14 protein-coding genes, 1 tRNA gene and 1 pseudogene are annotated in these 17,186 nt (G+C 71.0%); 5 read left to right on the forward strand and 11 right to left on the reverse strand.

Going from position 1 to position 17,186, the window contains the following annotated elements; genetic code table 11:
- Nucleotides 1-195 precede the first annotated feature (195 nt).
- Nucleotides 196-280, forward strand: a tRNA-Leu gene (locus tag C1I92_RS16995).
- On the opposite strand, the gene C1I92_RS17000 is transcribed toward C1I92_RS16995, so the two are convergent.
- The 3 genes and pseudogenes from C1I92_RS17000 to C1I92_RS17005 all read right to left on the reverse strand — a co-directional run bounded on the left by C1I92_RS17000 (nucleotide 262) and on the right by C1I92_RS17005 (nucleotide 1,853).
- On the reverse strand, nucleotides 262-603 hold the full coding sequence (locus C1I92_RS17000) for a hypothetical protein (protein ID WP_111255842.1): 342 nt from the start codon (nucleotides 601-603) through the stop codon (nucleotides 262-264). The two genes, C1I92_RS16995 and C1I92_RS17000, sit on opposite strands and share 19 nt — an antisense overlap.
- A 154-nt stretch (nucleotides 604-757) precedes the next feature.
- A pseudogene (locus C1I92_RS35630) lies at nucleotides 758-1,044 on the reverse strand (recombinase family protein); the annotation flags it as partial.
- 131 nt (nucleotides 1,045-1,175) lie between these two features.
- A complete protein-coding gene (locus C1I92_RS17005; RefSeq protein WP_111255843.1) occupies nucleotides 1,176-1,853 on the reverse strand; it encodes a DUF305 domain-containing protein in 678 nt (225 codons plus the stop codon).
- Nucleotides 1,854-2,015: 162 nt separating this feature from the next.
- Between C1I92_RS17005 and C1I92_RS17010 the strand changes: the two genes are divergently transcribed.
- Both C1I92_RS17010 and C1I92_RS17015 read left to right on the forward strand, forming a co-directional pair.
- On the forward strand, nucleotides 2,016-3,758 hold the full coding sequence (locus C1I92_RS17010) for a methyl-accepting chemotaxis domain-containing protein (RefSeq protein WP_199521305.1): 1,743 nt from the start codon (nucleotides 2,016-2,018) through the stop codon (nucleotides 3,756-3,758).
- Nucleotides 3,759-3,901: 143 nt separating this feature from the next.
- Nucleotides 3,902-6,748, forward strand: a complete 2,847-nt coding sequence (locus C1I92_RS17015; RefSeq protein WP_111255845.1) for a DEAD/DEAH box helicase — start codon at nucleotides 3,902-3,904, stop codon at nucleotides 6,746-6,748.
- A gap of 75 nt (nucleotides 6,749-6,823) precedes the next feature.
- On the opposite strand, the gene C1I92_RS17020 is transcribed toward C1I92_RS17015, so the two are convergent.
- Genes C1I92_RS17020 through C1I92_RS17035 form a run of 4 tightly spaced genes read right to left on the reverse strand, consistent with a single transcriptional unit; the run spans nucleotide 6,824 to nucleotide 10,298 of the window.
- On the reverse strand, nucleotides 6,824-7,852 hold the full coding sequence (locus C1I92_RS17020; RefSeq protein ID WP_199521306.1) for a hypothetical protein: 1,029 nt from the start codon (nucleotides 7,850-7,852) through the stop codon (nucleotides 6,824-6,826).
- Nucleotides 7,853-7,862: 10 nt separating this feature from the next.
- Entirely contained in the window at nucleotides 7,863-8,921 is a 1,059-nt protein-coding gene (locus C1I92_RS17025; protein WP_111255846.1) for a haloalkane dehalogenase, read from the reverse strand.
- Nucleotides 8,914-9,429, reverse strand: coding sequence for an anthrone oxygenase family protein (locus tag C1I92_RS17030; RefSeq protein WP_111255847.1), 516 nt, complete (start codon nucleotides 9,427-9,429; stop codon nucleotides 8,914-8,916). Before C1I92_RS17030 ends, C1I92_RS17025 begins: the two co-directional genes overlap by 8 nt.
- Nucleotides 9,426-10,298, reverse strand: a complete 873-nt coding sequence (locus C1I92_RS17035; protein ID WP_369124112.1) for an NAD(P)H-binding protein — start codon at nucleotides 10,296-10,298, stop codon at nucleotides 9,426-9,428. The genes C1I92_RS17030 and C1I92_RS17035 overlap by 4 nt, the downstream gene beginning before the upstream one ends.
- Nucleotides 10,299-10,451: 153 nt before the next feature.
- On the opposite strand from C1I92_RS17035, the gene C1I92_RS17040 reads away from it, so the two are divergent.
- Nucleotides 10,452-10,961 (forward strand): MarR family winged helix-turn-helix transcriptional regulator, encoded by a 510-nt coding sequence (locus C1I92_RS17040; RefSeq protein WP_111255849.1) that lies wholly within the window; start codon nucleotides 10,452-10,454, stop codon nucleotides 10,959-10,961.
- A 122-nt stretch (nucleotides 10,962-11,083) separates the two neighbouring features.
- Here C1I92_RS17040 and C1I92_RS17045 read toward each other — a convergent pair whose 3' ends face one another.
- The 3 genes from C1I92_RS17045 to C1I92_RS17055 all read right to left on the reverse strand — a co-directional run bounded on the left by C1I92_RS17045 (nucleotide 11,084) and on the right by C1I92_RS17055 (nucleotide 13,170).
- Entirely contained in the window at nucleotides 11,084-11,344 is a 261-nt protein-coding gene (locus C1I92_RS17045) for a GlsB/YeaQ/YmgE family stress response membrane protein (protein ID WP_111255850.1), read from the reverse strand.
- A 113-nt stretch (nucleotides 11,345-11,457) separates the two neighbouring features.
- Complete coding sequence (locus C1I92_RS17050; protein WP_111255851.1) at nucleotides 11,458-12,288, reverse strand: tetratricopeptide repeat protein; 831 nt, start codon at nucleotides 12,286-12,288, stop codon at nucleotides 11,458-11,460.
- A 210-nt stretch (nucleotides 12,289-12,498) separates the two neighbouring features.
- The gene (locus tag C1I92_RS17055; RefSeq protein WP_111255852.1) at nucleotides 12,499-13,170 is read right to left on the reverse strand and encodes a fibronectin type III domain-containing protein; all 672 of its coding nucleotides are present in this window, start codon (nucleotides 13,168-13,170) and stop codon (nucleotides 12,499-12,501) included.
- 193 nt (nucleotides 13,171-13,363) lie between these two features.
- Here C1I92_RS17055 and C1I92_RS17060 point away from each other — a divergent pair, with 193 nt between their 5' ends.
- Entirely contained in the window at nucleotides 13,364-14,551 is a 1,188-nt protein-coding gene (locus tag C1I92_RS17060) for an endonuclease/exonuclease/phosphatase family protein (protein ID WP_146605177.1), read from the forward strand.
- Here C1I92_RS17060 and C1I92_RS17065 read toward each other — a convergent pair.
- Entirely contained in the window at nucleotides 14,545-17,142 is a 2,598-nt protein-coding gene (locus C1I92_RS17065) for an ATP-binding protein (RefSeq protein WP_111255854.1), read from the reverse strand. The two genes, C1I92_RS17060 and C1I92_RS17065, sit on opposite strands and share 7 nt — an antisense overlap.
- Nucleotides 17,143-17,186: the final 44 nt, after the last annotated feature.

Here is a 17,186-nt window from a genome sequence, read left to right on the forward strand (position 1 = left end):
CCTCGATTCCTCGTGGTCGGCAGCCCCGCCCATCCCCCTGCGCGAGGCGTTGAAATCGAGCATAGACATGATCACGTGGCCGGGCGGGCCGATCACGCCCATCTTTTCCCCGCGTCGAGGGGTGGCTGGTTGGACAGAGGACCCCGCGAGTTTGGTATGGTTACGCAGCCGCTGGCGCTCCTCGAAGCGCCGCAAGTCCGGGTGGCGGAATAGGCAGACGCGCTAGCTTGAGGTGCTAGTCCCCGTCAAGGGGGTGGGGGTTCAAGTCCCCCCTCGGACACATCGACTCCCCTGGCACAAGCTCCGCTGGAGCTGATGTGCCAGGGGTTCGTAGGTCGCATTCAGACCCAGCTTCTGGTACCGGTCAGCCTTCTCGTCGTCCGTCGCGCTCCCCAGAGCTAAGGCAAGTCCACCGACCTGGTCGATCTGCGCCTGAAAGTCTTCAGCCGCCATGGCCTGCCGCGCGGGCAGGTGAGAGATCAGGATCTCGGGCGCGTGGCCTGATCCCTCGACTGCCGACACGAGATTGGCGATCTTGCGTTCGAGAGCGGCGAGGTTCCCCTGCAGACTCTCGATCCGCGCTGCCTCTGCCTCGGCGATCATGCGGAATCCGCAAAGCCCACACGACAACCGCCCGGACAGGGGCATCGACGACTTGCCGCCCGTGGTCTCCTGGTGTCCGGCTTGACCCTGGCCTGTAGACGGTTCTCCCGGCGAGGGAACAGCCGTCGTCAGCGAGCGGCTCCGGCGTGCGGCACCCGCACGGCTCGTGGTGCGGGTTGCGCCGCGGGTCGTACTCCGACGGCGACGGCGCGCCTTTGTCGGTAAGTGCTTGCGCGACCGCACGCAAGCCGTAGCCGGCGACGTCGGATCGGGCTCCAGCCGATGCAACCGCTGCCCGATCGCCGCTTTCGCCGGATTCGGATGCGGGCCCGCGTCCGCGAGCCGACACCCATACGGCGGCCGGCGACCCAGGTGCCGGTCGGGCCTCTCAGCGAGCGCGAACATCGACGACTTCACCCGGGTCTGGATACGCATCCGCTCGGCTCACCCTGTCGAGAATCCAGCTGCCGCTCTTCGAGCAGATCGAGGTGGCGCTCGAGCGATCGCCGTGAGCGGTCCGCCAGTGGACTAACGCCCTCTTGCCTCGCTCAGTCTGCTGGGTAGCCGGTCGCTCAAGAGCCCGGGGAGGCGGCCATCTCTGCCAGCAGGCTCTTCATCCGGGCGATCTCGATGCTCTGGTCGGAGTCGATGTGCTGGGCGAGCTGGAACAGCGCCGACTCCTGGCCGCCCTCACCGCCGGAGAGCAGTTCGTCGACCATGACCAGTGCGCCCTCGTGGTGGCGGATCATGTACAGGAGGAACAGCTCGTCGAAGTCCCGGCCGGTTGCGGCCTCCAGCCGGGACAGGTCGTCGTCGGTGAGCATGCCGGGCATCGACTGGTCATCCTCGCCGTGCTGGCCGTGGTGACCGTGCTCGCCGGACGCGTCGGGGACGTCCTCGCCCCGGCTCTCCAGCCACTCTTCCATCAGGGCGATCTCGTCGCGCTGCGAGACGTCCATGCGCTCCGCCATCAGGGAGAGGTCGTCGCTACCGGCGCGGTCGGCGACGAGGTCGGTCATGACCAGCGCCTGCGCGTGATGCTGGATCATGCCGTGGACGAAGGCGACGTCCGCATCGGTGTACTGGGGCTGGTCCAGCTCGGCGACCTCGCCGTCGGTGAGTGGTGTGCCCGTCTCGCCCGGCGGGCCGAGCTGGACGACCGGAGGTGGGTCCGCCTCGTCGTCGGACGTACACCCCGCGACGACGCCGGCCGCCAGCACGGCGAGGAGCGTTCGGCGAGCGATCAACATCACCGGCGATCTCCCCTTATGTCGGAAATGGGTGGATAGTAAGCAGCCACAAGGATAGGGCCGGAACGGTTCCTCGGAGGTGGAGAGCCCGTGGCAATGAAGCCAGCAGTTCCCACACGCACACCGCGCATCAGACGCCGCAGCGTCACGGTCATCGGGGCCATGCTCCTGCTCGGCGGCCTTCTCCCCGCGGCGGCTTCCGCGCAGGACGACGACCCTCGGGTCGGCCTCGAGCCGGGGTATTTCCCCTGGTCAGAAGCCAGCAGCAACCTCGACCTGCTCGACAACGACCCGCGGGTGGCGCCGTTCGACGCGCCGCCGGGCAACTTCGGGTTCGTCAACTCCGACCTGGCGTTCACCGGCGACAACGCGATCGTCGGCAGCTTCAACGGCTTCCAGATCTACGACATCTCCGACCGGACCAACCCCGTCCTGCGCAGCTCGTTCGTCTGCCCGGGCGGGCAGGGTGACCCCTCGGTGTTCGGAGACCTGCTCTTCATCTCGGTCGAGGAGACGCGTGGGCGCATCGACTGCGGCACGCAGGGCGCACCCGGCGCGGTGAACCCGGAGCGGTTCCGCGGCGTGCGCATCTTCGACATCAGTGACCTCGACAACCCGGTCCAGCTGCCTGGCGTGCAGACATGCCGCGGCTCGCACACCCACACGCTGGTCACCGACCCGGACGACCCGCACAACATCTACGTCTACAACTCGGGCACCGCGGGGGTGCGCCCGTCGGCCGAGCTGGCGGGGTGCGAGAACGCAGCGCTCACTCAGGCCCCGGTGACCAGCGGGAACCCGACGCAGTGGCGCATCGACGTCATCAAGGTCCCGCTGGACGCACCCGAGGACGCCCACGTCGTCAGCCAACCGCGGATCTTCACCGACCCCGACACGGGCGCCTTCAACGGCCTGCAGAACACCCTTCCTGGCGCGCTGCACCCGTCCGGTACGGCCTACTCGCCACTGCCCAACACCAACACCTGCCATGACGTCACCGCGTTCCCGGAGGTCGGGCTGCTCGCCGGCGCCTGCCAGGGCAACGGCATCCTGCTGGACATCTCCGACCCGGTGAACCCGGTACGCATCGACGCGGTCTCCGACCCGAACTTCTCCTACTGGCACTCGGCCCAGTTCAGCAACGACGGCACCAAGGTCATGTTCACCGACGAGTGGGGTGGCGGCACCTCCGCCCGCTGCCGGGTGACCGACCGGCTGGAGTGGGGTGCCGACGCACTGTTCGACATCGTCGACGGGCAGATGGAGTTCGCGAGCTACTTCAAGATGCCGGCGGTGCAGACGTCGCAGGAGAACTGCGTGGCGCACAACTCGTCGGTCATCCCGGTGCCCAACCGCGACATCTACGTCCAGGCCTGGTACCAGGGCGGCGTCTCGGTCATCGACTTCACCGACACCGCGAACCCGGTCGAGATCGCGTACTTCGACCGTGGCCCGATCAACTCCCCGAACCCGTCCGGGCTCAACCTCGGTGGCTTGTGGTCGGCCTACTGGTACAACGGCTTCATCTACGGCACCGAGATCGCCCGTGGCTTCGACACGTACGGGCTGGTGGCGAACGAGCTGCTGACCGCGAACGAGATCGAGGCGGCCTCCGAGGTACAGCTGGACCAGTTCAACTCCCAGCTGATGTCCGAACTGGTCGCGGCGCCGAGCTTCGCCGTGGTGCTCGCCAACCTCGACCAGGTCGTCCGGGCCGCCGACATCGACGCCAACACCGCTGAGAGGGTCCGGCAGGCTGTCGACCAGGCCGAGAAGCAGGCCGACAAGGGCAATGTCAGGTCGGCGTTGGCTCAGCTGAACCACGCCGTCGGGGAGGTCGACGACTCTGCCGGCCAGGCCACGCTCGAGCAAGCACTGCTGGATCTGATCGACGCGCTCAGCTGAGTCATCGGGCCCACCGGCAGACGCGGCGCGCCAGACATCACGTCCGGCGCGCCGCACCGGTGCGGGCGTCTCGGGTCAGAACGACGACAACCTCGCCCTCGGCATGGGCGCTGGCCTTTCGTGCCCTCGGGCATGATGAACCGATGCGCGACGAGGTGGGGTGGGCGACGGCCGGGTATCCGCGGCCGTTCCGGCGCCACCAGCGGCTCGCCCTGGACGCGCTGAGCGAGGCGTTCGCCGCGGGGCGGCAGCGGGCGTGGGTGGTGTTGCCGCCCGGCGCCGGCAAGACCCTCGTCGGGCTGGAGGCGGCCCGACGCCTCGAACAGCCGGTCGTGGTGTTCGGGCCCAACACGGCCATCCAGGGACAGTGGGTCGCGGCGTGGCGTGAGTTCACCCCGGCGCACATCCCGGCCGGGACGGACCGCAGCCTGAGCGCCCCCGTGACGGCGCTGACGTATCAGGCGCTGGCCACCTTCGACCCGGACGCGGAGGTCGACGAGGAGGGGCACTGGCGTACGGGCGGCCTGCGCGGCCGCCTGCACGAGAACGGCCGCGCGCTGGTCGAGGCGCTGGAGACGGCCGGGCCGATCACCCTCGTCCTCGACGAGTGCCACCACCTGCTGGAGGTGTGGGGCCGGCTGCTGGCCGAACTGCTCGACGACCTGCCCAAGGCGCACGTCATCGGGCTGACGGGGACGCCGCCGAGCACACTGACCGCCGGCCAGGCCGAGCTGGTCGACCGGCTGTTCGGGGCGCCGCTCTACAGCACGTCGATCCCCGCGGTCGTGCGGGAGGGACACCTGGCGCCGTTCGCCGAACTGGCCTGGTTCACCTCGCCGTCGCCGACGGAGTCGCAGTGGCTGGCCGCGGAGGCGGAGCGGTTCGCGGAGCTCCAGAACGACCTGCTCGCACCGGACTTCGCCAGCGTCGGCCTGCTGAGCTGGCTGGACGAGCGATTCGTGACGCGACGGACCGGCACCGGCCCGGCGTCACCGCTCGCCTGGTCCCGGCTCGAGGGGGACGCGCCGGAGCTGGCGGCGGCCGCGCTCCGGTTTCACCACGCCGGGCTGCTCGCCCTTCCCGACGGCGCCGTCGTGCGCGAGGAGCACCGGCACGACCCGACGGCGCAGGACTGGGTGGCGCTGCTGCAGGACTGGGTGTCGGCAGGCCTGCTGACGTCGGATGACCCGCGCGACCGAGCCGCCGTCGAGGCGATCAAGAACGCCCTGCCGGGCATCGGGTACCAGCTCACGAAGCGCGGCATCCGCCGTGGCCGCTCCCCCGTCGACCGGGTCCTGGCCCGGAGCGAGGCGACGACCGACGCCACGGTGGAGATCCTGGCCGCCGAGACGGTGAACCTCGGCGAACGGCTGCGCGCGCTGGTGCTGTGCGACCACGAGCGCGCGGCGGCGACGCTGCCGGCCCGCCTGCGCGGCGTCCTGGACGCCGACGCCGGGTCGGCGCGGCTGGTGCTCGCCCGCCTGTTGTCCGACGCGCGCACTGCCGCATTGCGCCCGATCCTGGTCACCGGCCGCGCCGTGGCTGCCGACGCGGTCACGGCGCGCGAGCTGGTGTCGTTCGTCCGCGACCACGCGCCCGGCCTCGACCTCGACGACATCCCGGAACGTGCCACAGGGACGGTGGACGTCACCGGCCACTGGCGGTCGCGGCACTGGGTGCCGCTGGTCACCCGCTTCTACGAGACCGGCGCGACCCGTGCGCTGGTCGGCACCCGGGCCCTGCTCGGCGAGGGCTGGGACGCCAGAGGCGTCAACACGCTGGTCGACCTCACCACCGCCACCACCCCGACCGCGGTGGTGCAGACCCGCGGCCGGGCGCTGCGCATCGACCCGGACTGGCCCGAGAAGGTCGCACACACCTGGACCGTCGTGTGCGTCTCCGAGGAGCATCCCGGCGGCACGAGCAGCTGGGACCGGTTCGTCCGCAAGCACGACGGCTACTTCGCCGTCACCGACTCCGGCGAGATCGCCGCCGGGGTCGGCCACGTCGATCCCCGGCTCTCGCCGTTCGCGCCGCCGCCCGTCGCCGAGTTCCCCGCCGAGAACGCCCTGATGCTCACCCGGGCCGAGGACAGAGAGCGGGTGCGAGCGCTGTGGCAGGTCGGCACGCCGTACCGCGACGAGCTGGTCCACACCATCCGGGTGACGCCGCAGCGTGCCGGCTCTGCGCCACCCGGGCTCCGCCCGGAGTCCAGCCCAGGCCACCGGCCGCCCGCTCTCGTCCCGGCCTCGCACGGCGCCGCCCGGCCCGGCCACCCTGCGGCCCGGCCCTACGGACGGTGGAACCGCTGGCGGACCGCGGCCGCGCTGGCAGCGCTGCTGACGACCCTGCTGGCTGCGGCGGCGCTGTGGTGGCCCGCCGCCGTGACCCTGACGCTCGGGGCCGCGGCCGGCTGGGTACGGGTGCGCCACGTCCGCGCCGCCCAGCTGCGGGCCGGACGGGACCTCGCCGAGCTGGCCACCACCGGGCCGGACCCGCTCGCCTTCGCCTGCGCCGTCGCCGACGCCCTGCACGAGGCGGGGCTGTCCGAGGCCGGCGCCGCCGCGGTGACCGCCGCCGTCGAGCGCGACGGAACGTACCGCCTCGTCCTCACCGGGACGAGCGCCGATACATCCGCCCTGTTCGTCACCGCTCTCGACGAGGTGCTCGCGCCCCTGGTCTCGCCCCGGTACGTGGTGCCGCGCTACATCGTCGGGACCATCCCGGACCGTCCCGAGGCGCTGCGCCGGGCCGGCCGCGCCTGGCTCTCAGGAGATGCGCCACCGAACGCGGTGGTCTATCACGCGGTGCCGTCGGTCCTCGGCGCGAACCTGCGCCGTGTGCGCGCCTTCGCCGCGGCCTGGAACCGCTGGGTGAGCGGCGGCGACCCCGTGCGCACCGCCACACCCGAGGGCGAGGGGATCCTCCTCACCCACCGCGGCCAGGACCCGTTCGCCTCGACGACGGCACTGCGCGTGGCGTGGCTGTGACGACCGGACGGACGAAGGCGCCCTCACCCGACGTCGCCGCGGGCGCCGCGCCTGCCCGCCCTGCTCCGATCGCTTCTAACGCGCCAGGGCGTGGTGGGCCGCCGGCCGCAGGCGCCGGCCCAGCGCGACGAGCGCCAGGCCGGCCACGGCCCAGGCGGTGAGCACCAGCACCGGACCAATGGCCGCGGCCCCGTCGAAGTACGAGGTCGATCGCAGCAGTGTGCCGCCCGCCCCGGCTGGCAGCGCCTGGCCCAGCGCTCCCCAGCCGGTCGGCAGGAACTCCGGGGCCGACGAGACGCCGGAGATCGAGTTGCCGACCAGGAACATGACGACGGCGCCGAGGCCGATGCCGGCGGGGCCGAGAAGCGCCACCAGGCCGGTGATGGTCAGCGAGATCGCGGCGACGATGAGGGCGACCGCTCCCGCGTTGGCCCACACACTGCCCTGGAGGGCGCCGAGCCAGGTCTGGGCCACGAGGGTCACGACTCCCCCGGCGGCCGCGGCCGCGACCAGCGCGCCGGCCACCCGTCGCCACACGCCGGTCACGAGGAACGACATGAGGATGCCGACGACCATGCCGCCGAGCACCATCGGCAGGGCCGCAGCGGCAAACGCCGAGCCCCGGGGGTCGGCGTCGGGCAGCGGAACGACGTCCTCGACCGGCGGCGAGGCAGCTGCGGGTTCCGCGACCTGGCCGGCGATCCCCGTCAGCACCTGGGCGACGACCGGGCTGCCGGCCGACGCGGTCAGCACGCGGGCCGTTCCCGTGGGCTCGAAGACGATCGCGCCGTAGACCTCGCGGTCCTCGATGAGCCGGCGGGCGGTGTCGGCGTCGGCCGCCCGCCGCAGGTCAAGCGCGTCGGGCTGGGTCTCGGCGAGCTGCCGCTCGAAACGGTCGGCGGCGGCAGCGGAGCCGACGACGGCGACGGGGATGTCGCGCGGAGCCGACTCGGCCGGCGGCCATGCGAACGCCGTCACGAGCACGCCGACCAGCACGGCGAAGCCGAGCCCGAGGCCGACGACACGGCGCCAGCCGGTCGGCGCGCCGGGCGGTTCGGCGGCGCTGGGGGTGGTGTCGGCTGTGGTGAGTTCGTCGAGTTCCATGGTGCTCCTTCTACGAGCGGGTGCGGCGGATGAAGTCGTCGATGGCGGCGGCCACCTCGTGGGCCTTGTCCTCCTGGAGGAAGTGGTGCGCACCGTCCAGGACGGTGTGGGGCTGGCCGGCGGCGCCCGGGATCCGGCCGCTCAACGCCTCGTGCCGGCCGCCCGTGACGTGGTCGTCCGCGCCGAACACGCACAGGAACGGAAGGTCCAGCGTCTCGAGCACCTCCCACGCCGCCTCGAACGCCGGCGTCGCCTCGTCGTGCTCGGAGAGCGGGATCAGCACGGCGAACCGGCGGACGCCGTGCTGGTACCGGTCGTCGGGGAACGGCGCGTCGTACGCGGCCAGCACGTCAGGATCGAGCGTCGACGTCGTGAAGCCGGCGACGACGTCGGACACGGTGAGCGGGTTCGCGCGCTGGGTGAACTGCAGCCAGGTGGCCAGGTGCATCCATCCGTCGCCGTCGATGTCCTCGCGGCCGGTCTTCAGGCCGGTGTTCATCGCCACGACGCGACGGAACCGGTCCGGGTGTTCGGCCAGCAGGCGCAGGCCGAGGGTGCCACCCCAGTCGTGGCACACCATCGTCACGTCGCGCAGGCCCAGCCGCTCGAACACGGCCTCGGTCAGCCAGTCCATGTGCTGCTGATACGTGTACAGGAACCGGTCGGTGGGCTTGTCCGACCTCCCCATGCCGACCAGGTCGAGCGCCACGCACCGATGCCCCGCAGCCACCAGGGCCGGGATCACGTGACGATACAGATAGCTCCACGACGGATTGCCGTGCAGCAGCAGGATCGTCTCACCGGACGCCCGGGCCGGCCGCTCGTCGATGTAGTGCATCCGCACCGTGGTGCGCGATCCGTCGCCGAGCGGGACCCGCAGGTAGTGCGGTTCGAACGAATAGTCCGGCAGGCCGGCGAAGCGGTGGTCCGGCGTCCGGAGCACTGTCGGGCCGGGCGCTCCCGCAGGCACGCGGACGGCGGCTGCCGGGCGGCTCGTGCCGGCGGCCAGTGCCCCGGCTGTCAGCGCGGCGGCGCCCGAGAGCAGCCTCCTGCGGTCGACCTCATTCATGACGTTCTCCTCGGTGTGCGGCGTCGGTGTCAGATGTCGGTGTGCGAATGAGCAGCGCGGCCGCGGTCAGGCAGCCGAACGCCGCGACGGCGGCCGCCGTGCGCACGGCGTGTGCGAGCTGCCAGCGGTCCCGAACGTCCGACCAGTCGGCCGGCGGCGCCTGGACGTCCCAGTCGAGCTGATCACCGTTGATCGGCAGGTTGACGGCGAGGGTCGTGACGAGGACAGCCACCAGCAGAACCAGAGCGACGACGACGAGACGGCGGCCGGCGCCGCGGTTCCTTGCGGCGACGACGAGGACCACGGTGGCGGCCAGCGCGGGGAGCAGGGTGGCGGAGGCGAGATCGTCGAGCCCGACGAGCTCCACCTGGCGGACCTGCGTGTAGATCGCGGCCTCGAAGTCACGCAGGCTGAGCTCGAGGACGAGGACCGCCACCAGGAACCCGGCGAAGACTCCCCCGAACAGGAGGCTCACACCGCGCGCGACCGCGGCGACGGTGAGCTTCATCGGCGTTCCTGCCGGACGGCGAAGGCGGCCGCGTGGCCGGCCACCCACCGGGCGAAGGTGCCGGCGGGCCGGCCGAGGATCGTCTCGACGTCGTCCGAGACAGGCTGCCGGGTGCCACTGAGCCGTCCGTACCTGGCCATCAGCGCGACCGCGAACGGCTCGGGCAGTCCGTGCGCGACCAGTCGCTCGACGGCGTCGCCCGGGCCGATCTCCTCATAGCGCAGCGGGCGGCCGAGGACGTCGCCGATGACGCCGACCATCTCGGCATGAGTGAGCGACTGCGGCCCCGTCAGCACGACCCGCCGGCCGATCAGCTCGTCGGTGAGCAGGGCCTGCGCGGCCACCCCGGCGATGTCGTGCTGATGGATCGGCGCCTCGCTGACGTCCGGGTAGGGGTAACGGACGACGTCGCCGTTGCGGATCTGTGCGCCCCACATGGCGATCGTGTTGGCGGCGAAGAAGCTCACGCGCAGGCTGGTCCATTCCAGGCCACTGCCGGCGGCGGCCTCCTCGGCCTCACGATTGCGGTCGCCGGCGAACCGCGACGGCTGCTCCGACAGGTCGTCGTCGACGTTCGTGGCCGAGAGGGCGACGATCCGCCGCACTCCGCCTCGCCGGGCGAGGTCCGCGAGCTCGGCGGCCGCGTCGCCCACGGCACGCGGATGCAGGAACAGCGACGTGACGCCGTCGAGCGCCGCGGCGAGCGTGTCCGGCCGGGCGGGGTCGCCGTCGACGACCTCGACGTCGGCCGGCAGGTCCGCGGCCGCCACGTCGCGGCTGACGGCGCGCACGTCGGCGCCTGCGATGCGCAGCAGGTTGATCAGCGGCCGACCAACGGTTCCGGTCGCTCCGGTCACCAGCATCATGATGAGTCTCCCCATTACTCAAAGGCTCGTACGATACGAGAACCGTAACATCTATTTTGAGTTCCGTATCTTATGATGAGCATCACAGCCTGCGCTGCGATAATCTTTGAGGGGCAGACCATATGAAGGCGGAACCAACGGCGAAGGGCGCGGCAGATGACCTCCACGACGACCGGCGAGGACGCCGACGCGCGACGCCGGCGGCGCCGGGCAGGTGCCGACATCAAGGAGTCGATGCGCGAGCTGAGCGTTCAGCTGTCCCTGTTGAACCACCAGATCAGCGCGTCGTTCGAGCTCCGCGACACCGACTTCGACTGCCTCGACGTCATCAAACGCCACGGTCCACTGAGTCCCAGCGCGCTGGCGCGGCGAACCGGGCTGCATGCCGCCACACTGACCGGCATCCTCGACCGCCTCGAGCGTGGTCAGTGGATCGCGCGCGAGCGCGACCCCGACGACCGCCGGGCTGTCATCGTCCGCGCTCGCCGCGAGCGCAACCCCGAGCTGTTCCGCAAGTTCGCGGGCATGAACAGCGCCATGGACGGCCTGCTCGCCGACTACGATCCGGACGAGCTGGAACTGCTCGCCGACTTCCTGCGGCGCACGGCCGATGCCGGTCGCGCCGCCACCGACGCTCTCGTCGAGGGCGGACGCGCTCCTGGCTGAGCCCACCCGCCCTCAGTGCCGGGTCACCGTGCGCCGCAGGCCGCCTTCGACAGCGGCGAGATCGAGATCTCAGGCCGGACGGCCGGCTCGCCAGCCCCCATGAGGGCGGCGAGCCGCCGGTGTCAGGCGTTCTGACGGTTGCGGGCGCTGATGGCCTCGGCGGTCCCGACCAGGAGCACGGCCGCGATCACGGCGACGACGAAGCCGACGACGTTGAGCTCGAAGATGTCTCCGGTGCCGAGCAGGTTCGCGACCAGACCGCCGATGACGGATCCGGCGAGTCCGAGCAGCAGCGTCGCCACCCAGCCGAGGTCCTGCTTACCAGGCTTGATCAAGCGAGCGAGTGCGCCGATGATCAGCCCCGCGATGATGAATCCGATCATGACTGCCTCCTGGTGTGCATGCGACCGCGCGGCCGTTTCGTAGGGGTTTGTACCCGACGTCGGCGCCGGCACACTCGTCGCCGGCGCTCGCGCGCGAAGCCGTCTCGCCAGGCTCAGCTCTCGTCCGGCGGAGCGGCGAGCCGGTTCAACCGGGCGCGGCACGACGCCAGCGTCGGGTGGTCCTCGGCGACCTTGCCGGAGAGGATGCCGATCGCTGTCTGGAGCGATCGGCGCGCCGCCGCTACGTGGCCCAGTTCGAGCTGTGCCGCGGCGAGGTTGTGGTGGCTGATCGCGACGTCGGGGTGATCGGGACCCAGTGCCCGCTCCTTCAGCCCTACGGCGCGGGTCAGGGTCACCACGGCGGCGGCGAACGCACCGGATCGATGCTCGAGAGAGCCGAGATTGTGGAGCGTCACGGCGACCTCGAGATGGTCGTGGACCTCTTCGTACCGCTCGAGCACCTCGGTGAGGATCGTGTGTGCCTCGGTGAGCCGGTCCAGGTCGACGAGGATCGCTGCGAACGCGGCAAGATCGGCGGCCAGTTCCGGCGACCGGTCGCCCGCGAGTCGCCGGCGCAGGGCGATGCCGTCACGCGCGATCGGCTCGGCCGCCGTGGCGTCGCCGCACGCATGTGCGAGGCCGGCGATGTTGTGCAGCAGGCCCGCCCGGAGGAGGTCCAGTGAGGTGTCGGCGCTGTCGAGGATGGCCAGGGCGCGACAGTACGCCGCCTCCGCCTCATCGAAGTCGCCGTGATACTTGCCCACGACACCGATGCCGTTGAGCAGCGGTACGAGCTCGACGGCATCCGGTCCGACGACGCTCTCCGCAAGCTCCAGGGCCACCTGGAACTGCTCCCGCGCCGCACCCAGCCGGCCGGCGTCGAGCAGCGCGGTGGCGCACGCTGCCGCCTCCTCGGCTGCGGCGAGGACCGATGGTGGAGTCACGGCGATGTCCTTCGGGCTGGCCGGTGCGGGGCCGGTTGGGGCGACCGGCCCCGCACCTCCTCCCTAGTCCTGGAGAAGCACCTGGTTGTGGTTGGAGACGATCCGTGCGAGATAGAACATCTGCCCTCCTCAGGGTGGTGTCGCACCGCGGGTCGGTGCGACCTCGTACGCCGATGATGGCGGCCGGCGCTGGGCATCCGATGGGAAGGATCAGAGCGACGGGAGCGTGACGGTGAGCGGCTGACTATGGCCGGCGTCGGCCTGAACCGTGAAGGTGTACTGCCCAGGCTCCAGGCACCACTCGAACAGCAGCTCCCGGACGCTGATCCGGCCGCCGGTCGCAACCGCGACGACGTTCGGGCCGGAGTAGATGGTGGCGCTGTTGCTTCCACCCTCCTGCCCGAGCGGCGCGTCCCAGGCGATGGCGTCGACAACGCCGTTGACGAGCACGGCGCGAAGGTTGGTCGGCGGCGGCGAGGGCGGGTTCGGGCCCGGCGTCGTGAACGTGACGGAGTTCCACGCCGACCGATTGCCGGATCCGTCGACCGCCCGGACGGACACTGTGTAGCGCACGCCGGCTCCAAGGCCGTCGAACCGCTGGGTTCTGGTCGGCCTGGCGGTGGTCGCGGTCCATGGGTCCGGGGTGTCGATCATGATCTCGTAGTACGGGTAGGACGGATTTGCGCTGTCGTCGGTCGACGGGTCCCAGGCCACCTCGACCGCGGTGCCCCACAGGTTCGCGACCCGGACGTTCGCCGGCACGGTCGGCGGGGACGTGTCGCCGGCGGCCGCGGCCGGTATCGCCGGAGCCGCCAGAGCGGCGAGCGTCACCATCGCTGAGATGGCGCCGGTGATCATCCGGCGCCGAGTGGTCGTTGACATGCTGCCTCCCTGCACGTTGGGTGACTGCGACACATCACGCTTGCACGAGGCTCTGGGCAAATAGTGGGCAAATTGTCGGAGCTGAGCCCACCAACTTTGCTCCCAGGACGTGTCCAGCGGCTGCCCTGCGGCCGCGCATACGGTCCGCGTCTGGGCGGTTCGCGCCCGGACACGCGACTACGGAGGAAACGTCATGGGCTTACTGCGTCGTGGGCGGCTGGCCGCTGCCATGATCACGGCAGTCCTGCTTGCAGCGAGCATGCAGCTGGCGCCGCCGGCCTGGGCGGAGCCGCCGCCGGAGCGGAACGCCGCCACCGAACCGGCCGGACAGATCGCGGTACTGACTCACAATCTGTTCGTCGGCGCCGATCTTCGCCCGGCGCTGTCCGCGACCGATCAGCCGACGTTCCAGACCGAGCTCCGGAAGGCCTTGGACCAGATCGCCGACAATCGGTTCCCCTTGCGCGCCGTCTCGCTTGCGCACGAGATCGCGCAGGCGCGGCCACACGTAGTCGCGTTGCAGGAGGTCTTCGACATCCGGCTCAACGGAGCCAACGCCTCCGGCCCGTACCGCAATCACCTTGATCTGCTGCTGCAGGCTCTGAAGCTGTTCGGCGACGAGTACCGGGTGGTCTCGCAGGTCCGAACCCTCTCCGCGACGTTTCCGGTCGACCTCGACCGCAACGGCTCGCTCGAGGCCCAGGTCAGCCTGGCCGATCACAACGTCCTCCTCGTCCGCAAGGACATCCCGGCCGCACCGACTCCGTTCGGGCCGAAGTGCAATCGTCCGAGCCAGGACGGGTGCGTCTACGGGGTCGTCGATCATGCGGACCTGCCGAACGGTCGCGTCATCATGGAGCACGGCTATACCGGGGTCGATCTCGCGGTGAACGGCCGTGACTACCGGGTCGTCACCACCCGGGTCGAAGACCGCGACCGGCAACTGTCGAACACACCCGAGCCGATCGACCCGCTCTTCGCGACGTTCCAGTCGTTCCAGACGTCGGAACTGATCACGCTGATCGAGAGCATGCCGGGCGGGCCGACCGTGATCGTCCTCGGCGATCTCGCCTCCCGGCCTGAGGACGAGGCGGTCGGCCCGCTGGTCGTTCCGCCGCACACCATCTTGTCGACGAACGGCTTCCGTGACGTGGCGAAGCTCGATCCGAGCCCGCCGGCTCCTGGTCATACCTGCTGCCAGGCCGTCAACCTCCGCAAGAAGAAGCCCCAGCTCAACCGCCGGCCCGACCACGTCTTCGTCACCGGAACGCCGGTCGAGGTGCAGACGGACATCCTCGGCGACACCTCGCTCGACCGGCTCCTCGCAGGAGGACGTTGGCCGTCCGACCATGCCGCGGTGTTCGCGACGCTGCGCTACTGAGCAGCGTCCAGCCACGTGGCCGCCTGCTTTCGCGCCTCGGCCCGGCTGTGTACGCCGAGCTTCGAGAGCACGGCGGTCACGTGGTTGCTCGCGGTTCGTACCGAGATCACCAGCCGTTCGGCGATCTCCGCGTCGCTCACGCCGGCGGAGAGCAACTGCAGCACCTCGTACTGACGGGCGGTCAGTCCCTGCGGGTTCGCCCGGGTGCTGATGGTCGGACCGCGCGGTACGGAGCTGACGCCGTTCTGCCGCAACCTCCGCCGCACCAGCTGAGCCAGCGGACGTGCGCCCAGCGCGTGCAGGACGTCGAGGGCCGCGAGTTGATCGGCCGGGTCCGGGCTCTCGCTCAACGCGAGCGCGTGCTCATACCGGTAACCCGCCGCGTCCCATCGCATCGCGGCTTCCTGCCAACGACCCGCCATCAGCAGCGAGTACGGGTCATCGGTCCCGAGCGGCTCGACCGGATGACCGGCCTTCGTCAGCCAGAAGGCCAGCTCGGGCCAGGCCCAACTGGAACGGATCCGTAGCCGTCGCGCTTCCTGGTACGGACCGGTGGCGATGTCCGCGATCGACCCAACGTCACCGCGGAGCCAGGCGTGCTCGGCGGCGGCCGCCGCCGCATAGCCGATCCAGAGCGTCTCCCCGATTCGATGGCTGAGGTCCAGCGCAGCGGAGAGCACCGAGGTGGCCTCGGGGTCGCCGGTCCTGGCCTTGACCCGGCCCAGCACGTTGAGCGCCGGGCAGCGGAAGTGCGCCCTGGGCCCGATCGCCAGGCGTGCGGTGCGCCCCGCCTCATCCCACGAGCCGCGAGCGGACAGGGCTGTGGCGCGAATGATGTAGAGCATGTCGACCCAGCCGAACTGCTCGGTCCGTTCGGCGAGCTCGAGTCCTGCCGTGATGTACGGCTCGGCGTCACCCGCCCGGAAGGTGTCGATCAGTTCCCAAGCAAGGTAGACGTAGGTCCGGCAGGCATCCTCCGTGGCACCCGTCTCGAGCGCGATCTCCAGGGCCTCGTGCAGAACGTCCGTCGACCCCGGTTCGCCCAGCTGCCACCGCGCGGCACCGATCGTGGTCAACGCGTGGGCGACCGTGGCCCGATCGCCCGTCGCCCGGGCCATCGCGACCGCACGCTCGGCACCCAGCCGAGCCTCGGTCGCCTTGTGCGCAAGAACGTCGAGCTGAGACTGATGGCTGTACGCGCGCGCCAGCTCCCTGGACGGACCGAGCCGGCCGAGGACCTCGATCGCCTCCGCAGCCGTTCGCTCGGCCGCTTGCCGGTTTCCACCCCACCACTGCATCCGAGCCAGCCAGCTGAGACCCTGCCCGACGGCGAGATGATCGTGCAACGACCGGCGAAGTTCGAGGGCCGACAGTTGGGCGGACACCGCCTCAGCACCGTCACCGACGATGTAGGCCTCGACGGCGTACCCCTCCAGCAGCCGCGCGTGCTCGTCCCGGGTCAGCTCGCCGGCGTACTCCAAGGCGGCGCGATAGTGGGTGCCGGCCTCACGATGAGCGCCGCTGACGGCTGCGTCCCGGGCGGCGATGGGCGCGAACCGGAGAATGGCCTCCCGATCTCCGGCCGCCGACGCGTGATGGACCATGTGGGCGACATCGGAGCCCGGACGGCCGATCAACGCCGTCAGCACGACCCGGTTGAGTTGGGTCCGCTGGATGCCCGACAGCGAGTCGGCGACAGCGCGCCGGGCGAGTTCGTGGCGGAACGCCACCCGTTGCGGCGTCACCACCAGCAGGCCCGCCTCCTCCGCCTCGGCCAAGGTCGCCAGCCCGCCGGGGACGACCTCGTCCACCAGCCACCGGTCGATCGCCGACGGGATCACGGCGAGCTGTTGAACCGCCGCGCGGCCGGCCGCGGGCAGGCGCAGCAGTCGATCCTGGACCGAGTCGACGACGGTCGGCGGGACATTTCCAATCGAGCCCGAGGCGAGCAGCTCGCTGACGAAGAACGGGTTTCCCGCCGTGACCTCGTACAACTGGTCCGGGTTGAGCAGGCTCCCTGCCGCCAGCTCGCGGACCGCGGCCGCGGACAGCCGGCTCAGCGGCATCCGCCGGCACCGGTCGCTTCCGCCGGCGGCCGCCAGCAACTGCTGCAGGGACGGCCCGACGGGCGACTCGTCGTCGCGGTAGGTCAGCATCAGCACCGCGGGGAGCTGCTCGATGCGTCGCGCCAGATAGCGCAGGACGTCCAAGGTCGCCTCGTCGGCCCAGTGGATGTCCTCGACGGCCAACAACGTCGGCCGGTCGCGGCGCTGGAGCTCCGCCAGCAGGGCGGTCAGCAGTCGATCACGGTCGGCGCCGCCCTCCAGCTCGGCGGCGAGGTCGGCACCCACGCTGTCGACCATGTCCCGGAACGGTCCGAGCGTGCGCGGCGTCACCAGGTCGTCGCAGTGGCCGACCAACATCCGTCCGTTGGCCGGCATCCGAGCCCGCATCGCGTCGACCAGCCGCGACTTGCCGATCCCGGCCTCGCCGAAGACCAGGACCACATGCCCGGCGCCGGTGGCCGCCTGCCGCACCAGGTGGGTGAGATCGACCAGCTCACGATCCCGCTCGACAAGTCTCCGGTCCATGCTCCGATGCTCGCACGACGCGGCTCCCGAGCGGCCACCGATCC

This window comes from Jiangella anatolica (genome assembly GCF_003236295.1).
In the GTDB taxonomy this organism is placed as follows: Bacteria; Actinomycetota; Actinomycetes; order Jiangellales; family Jiangellaceae; genus Jiangella; species Jiangella anatolica.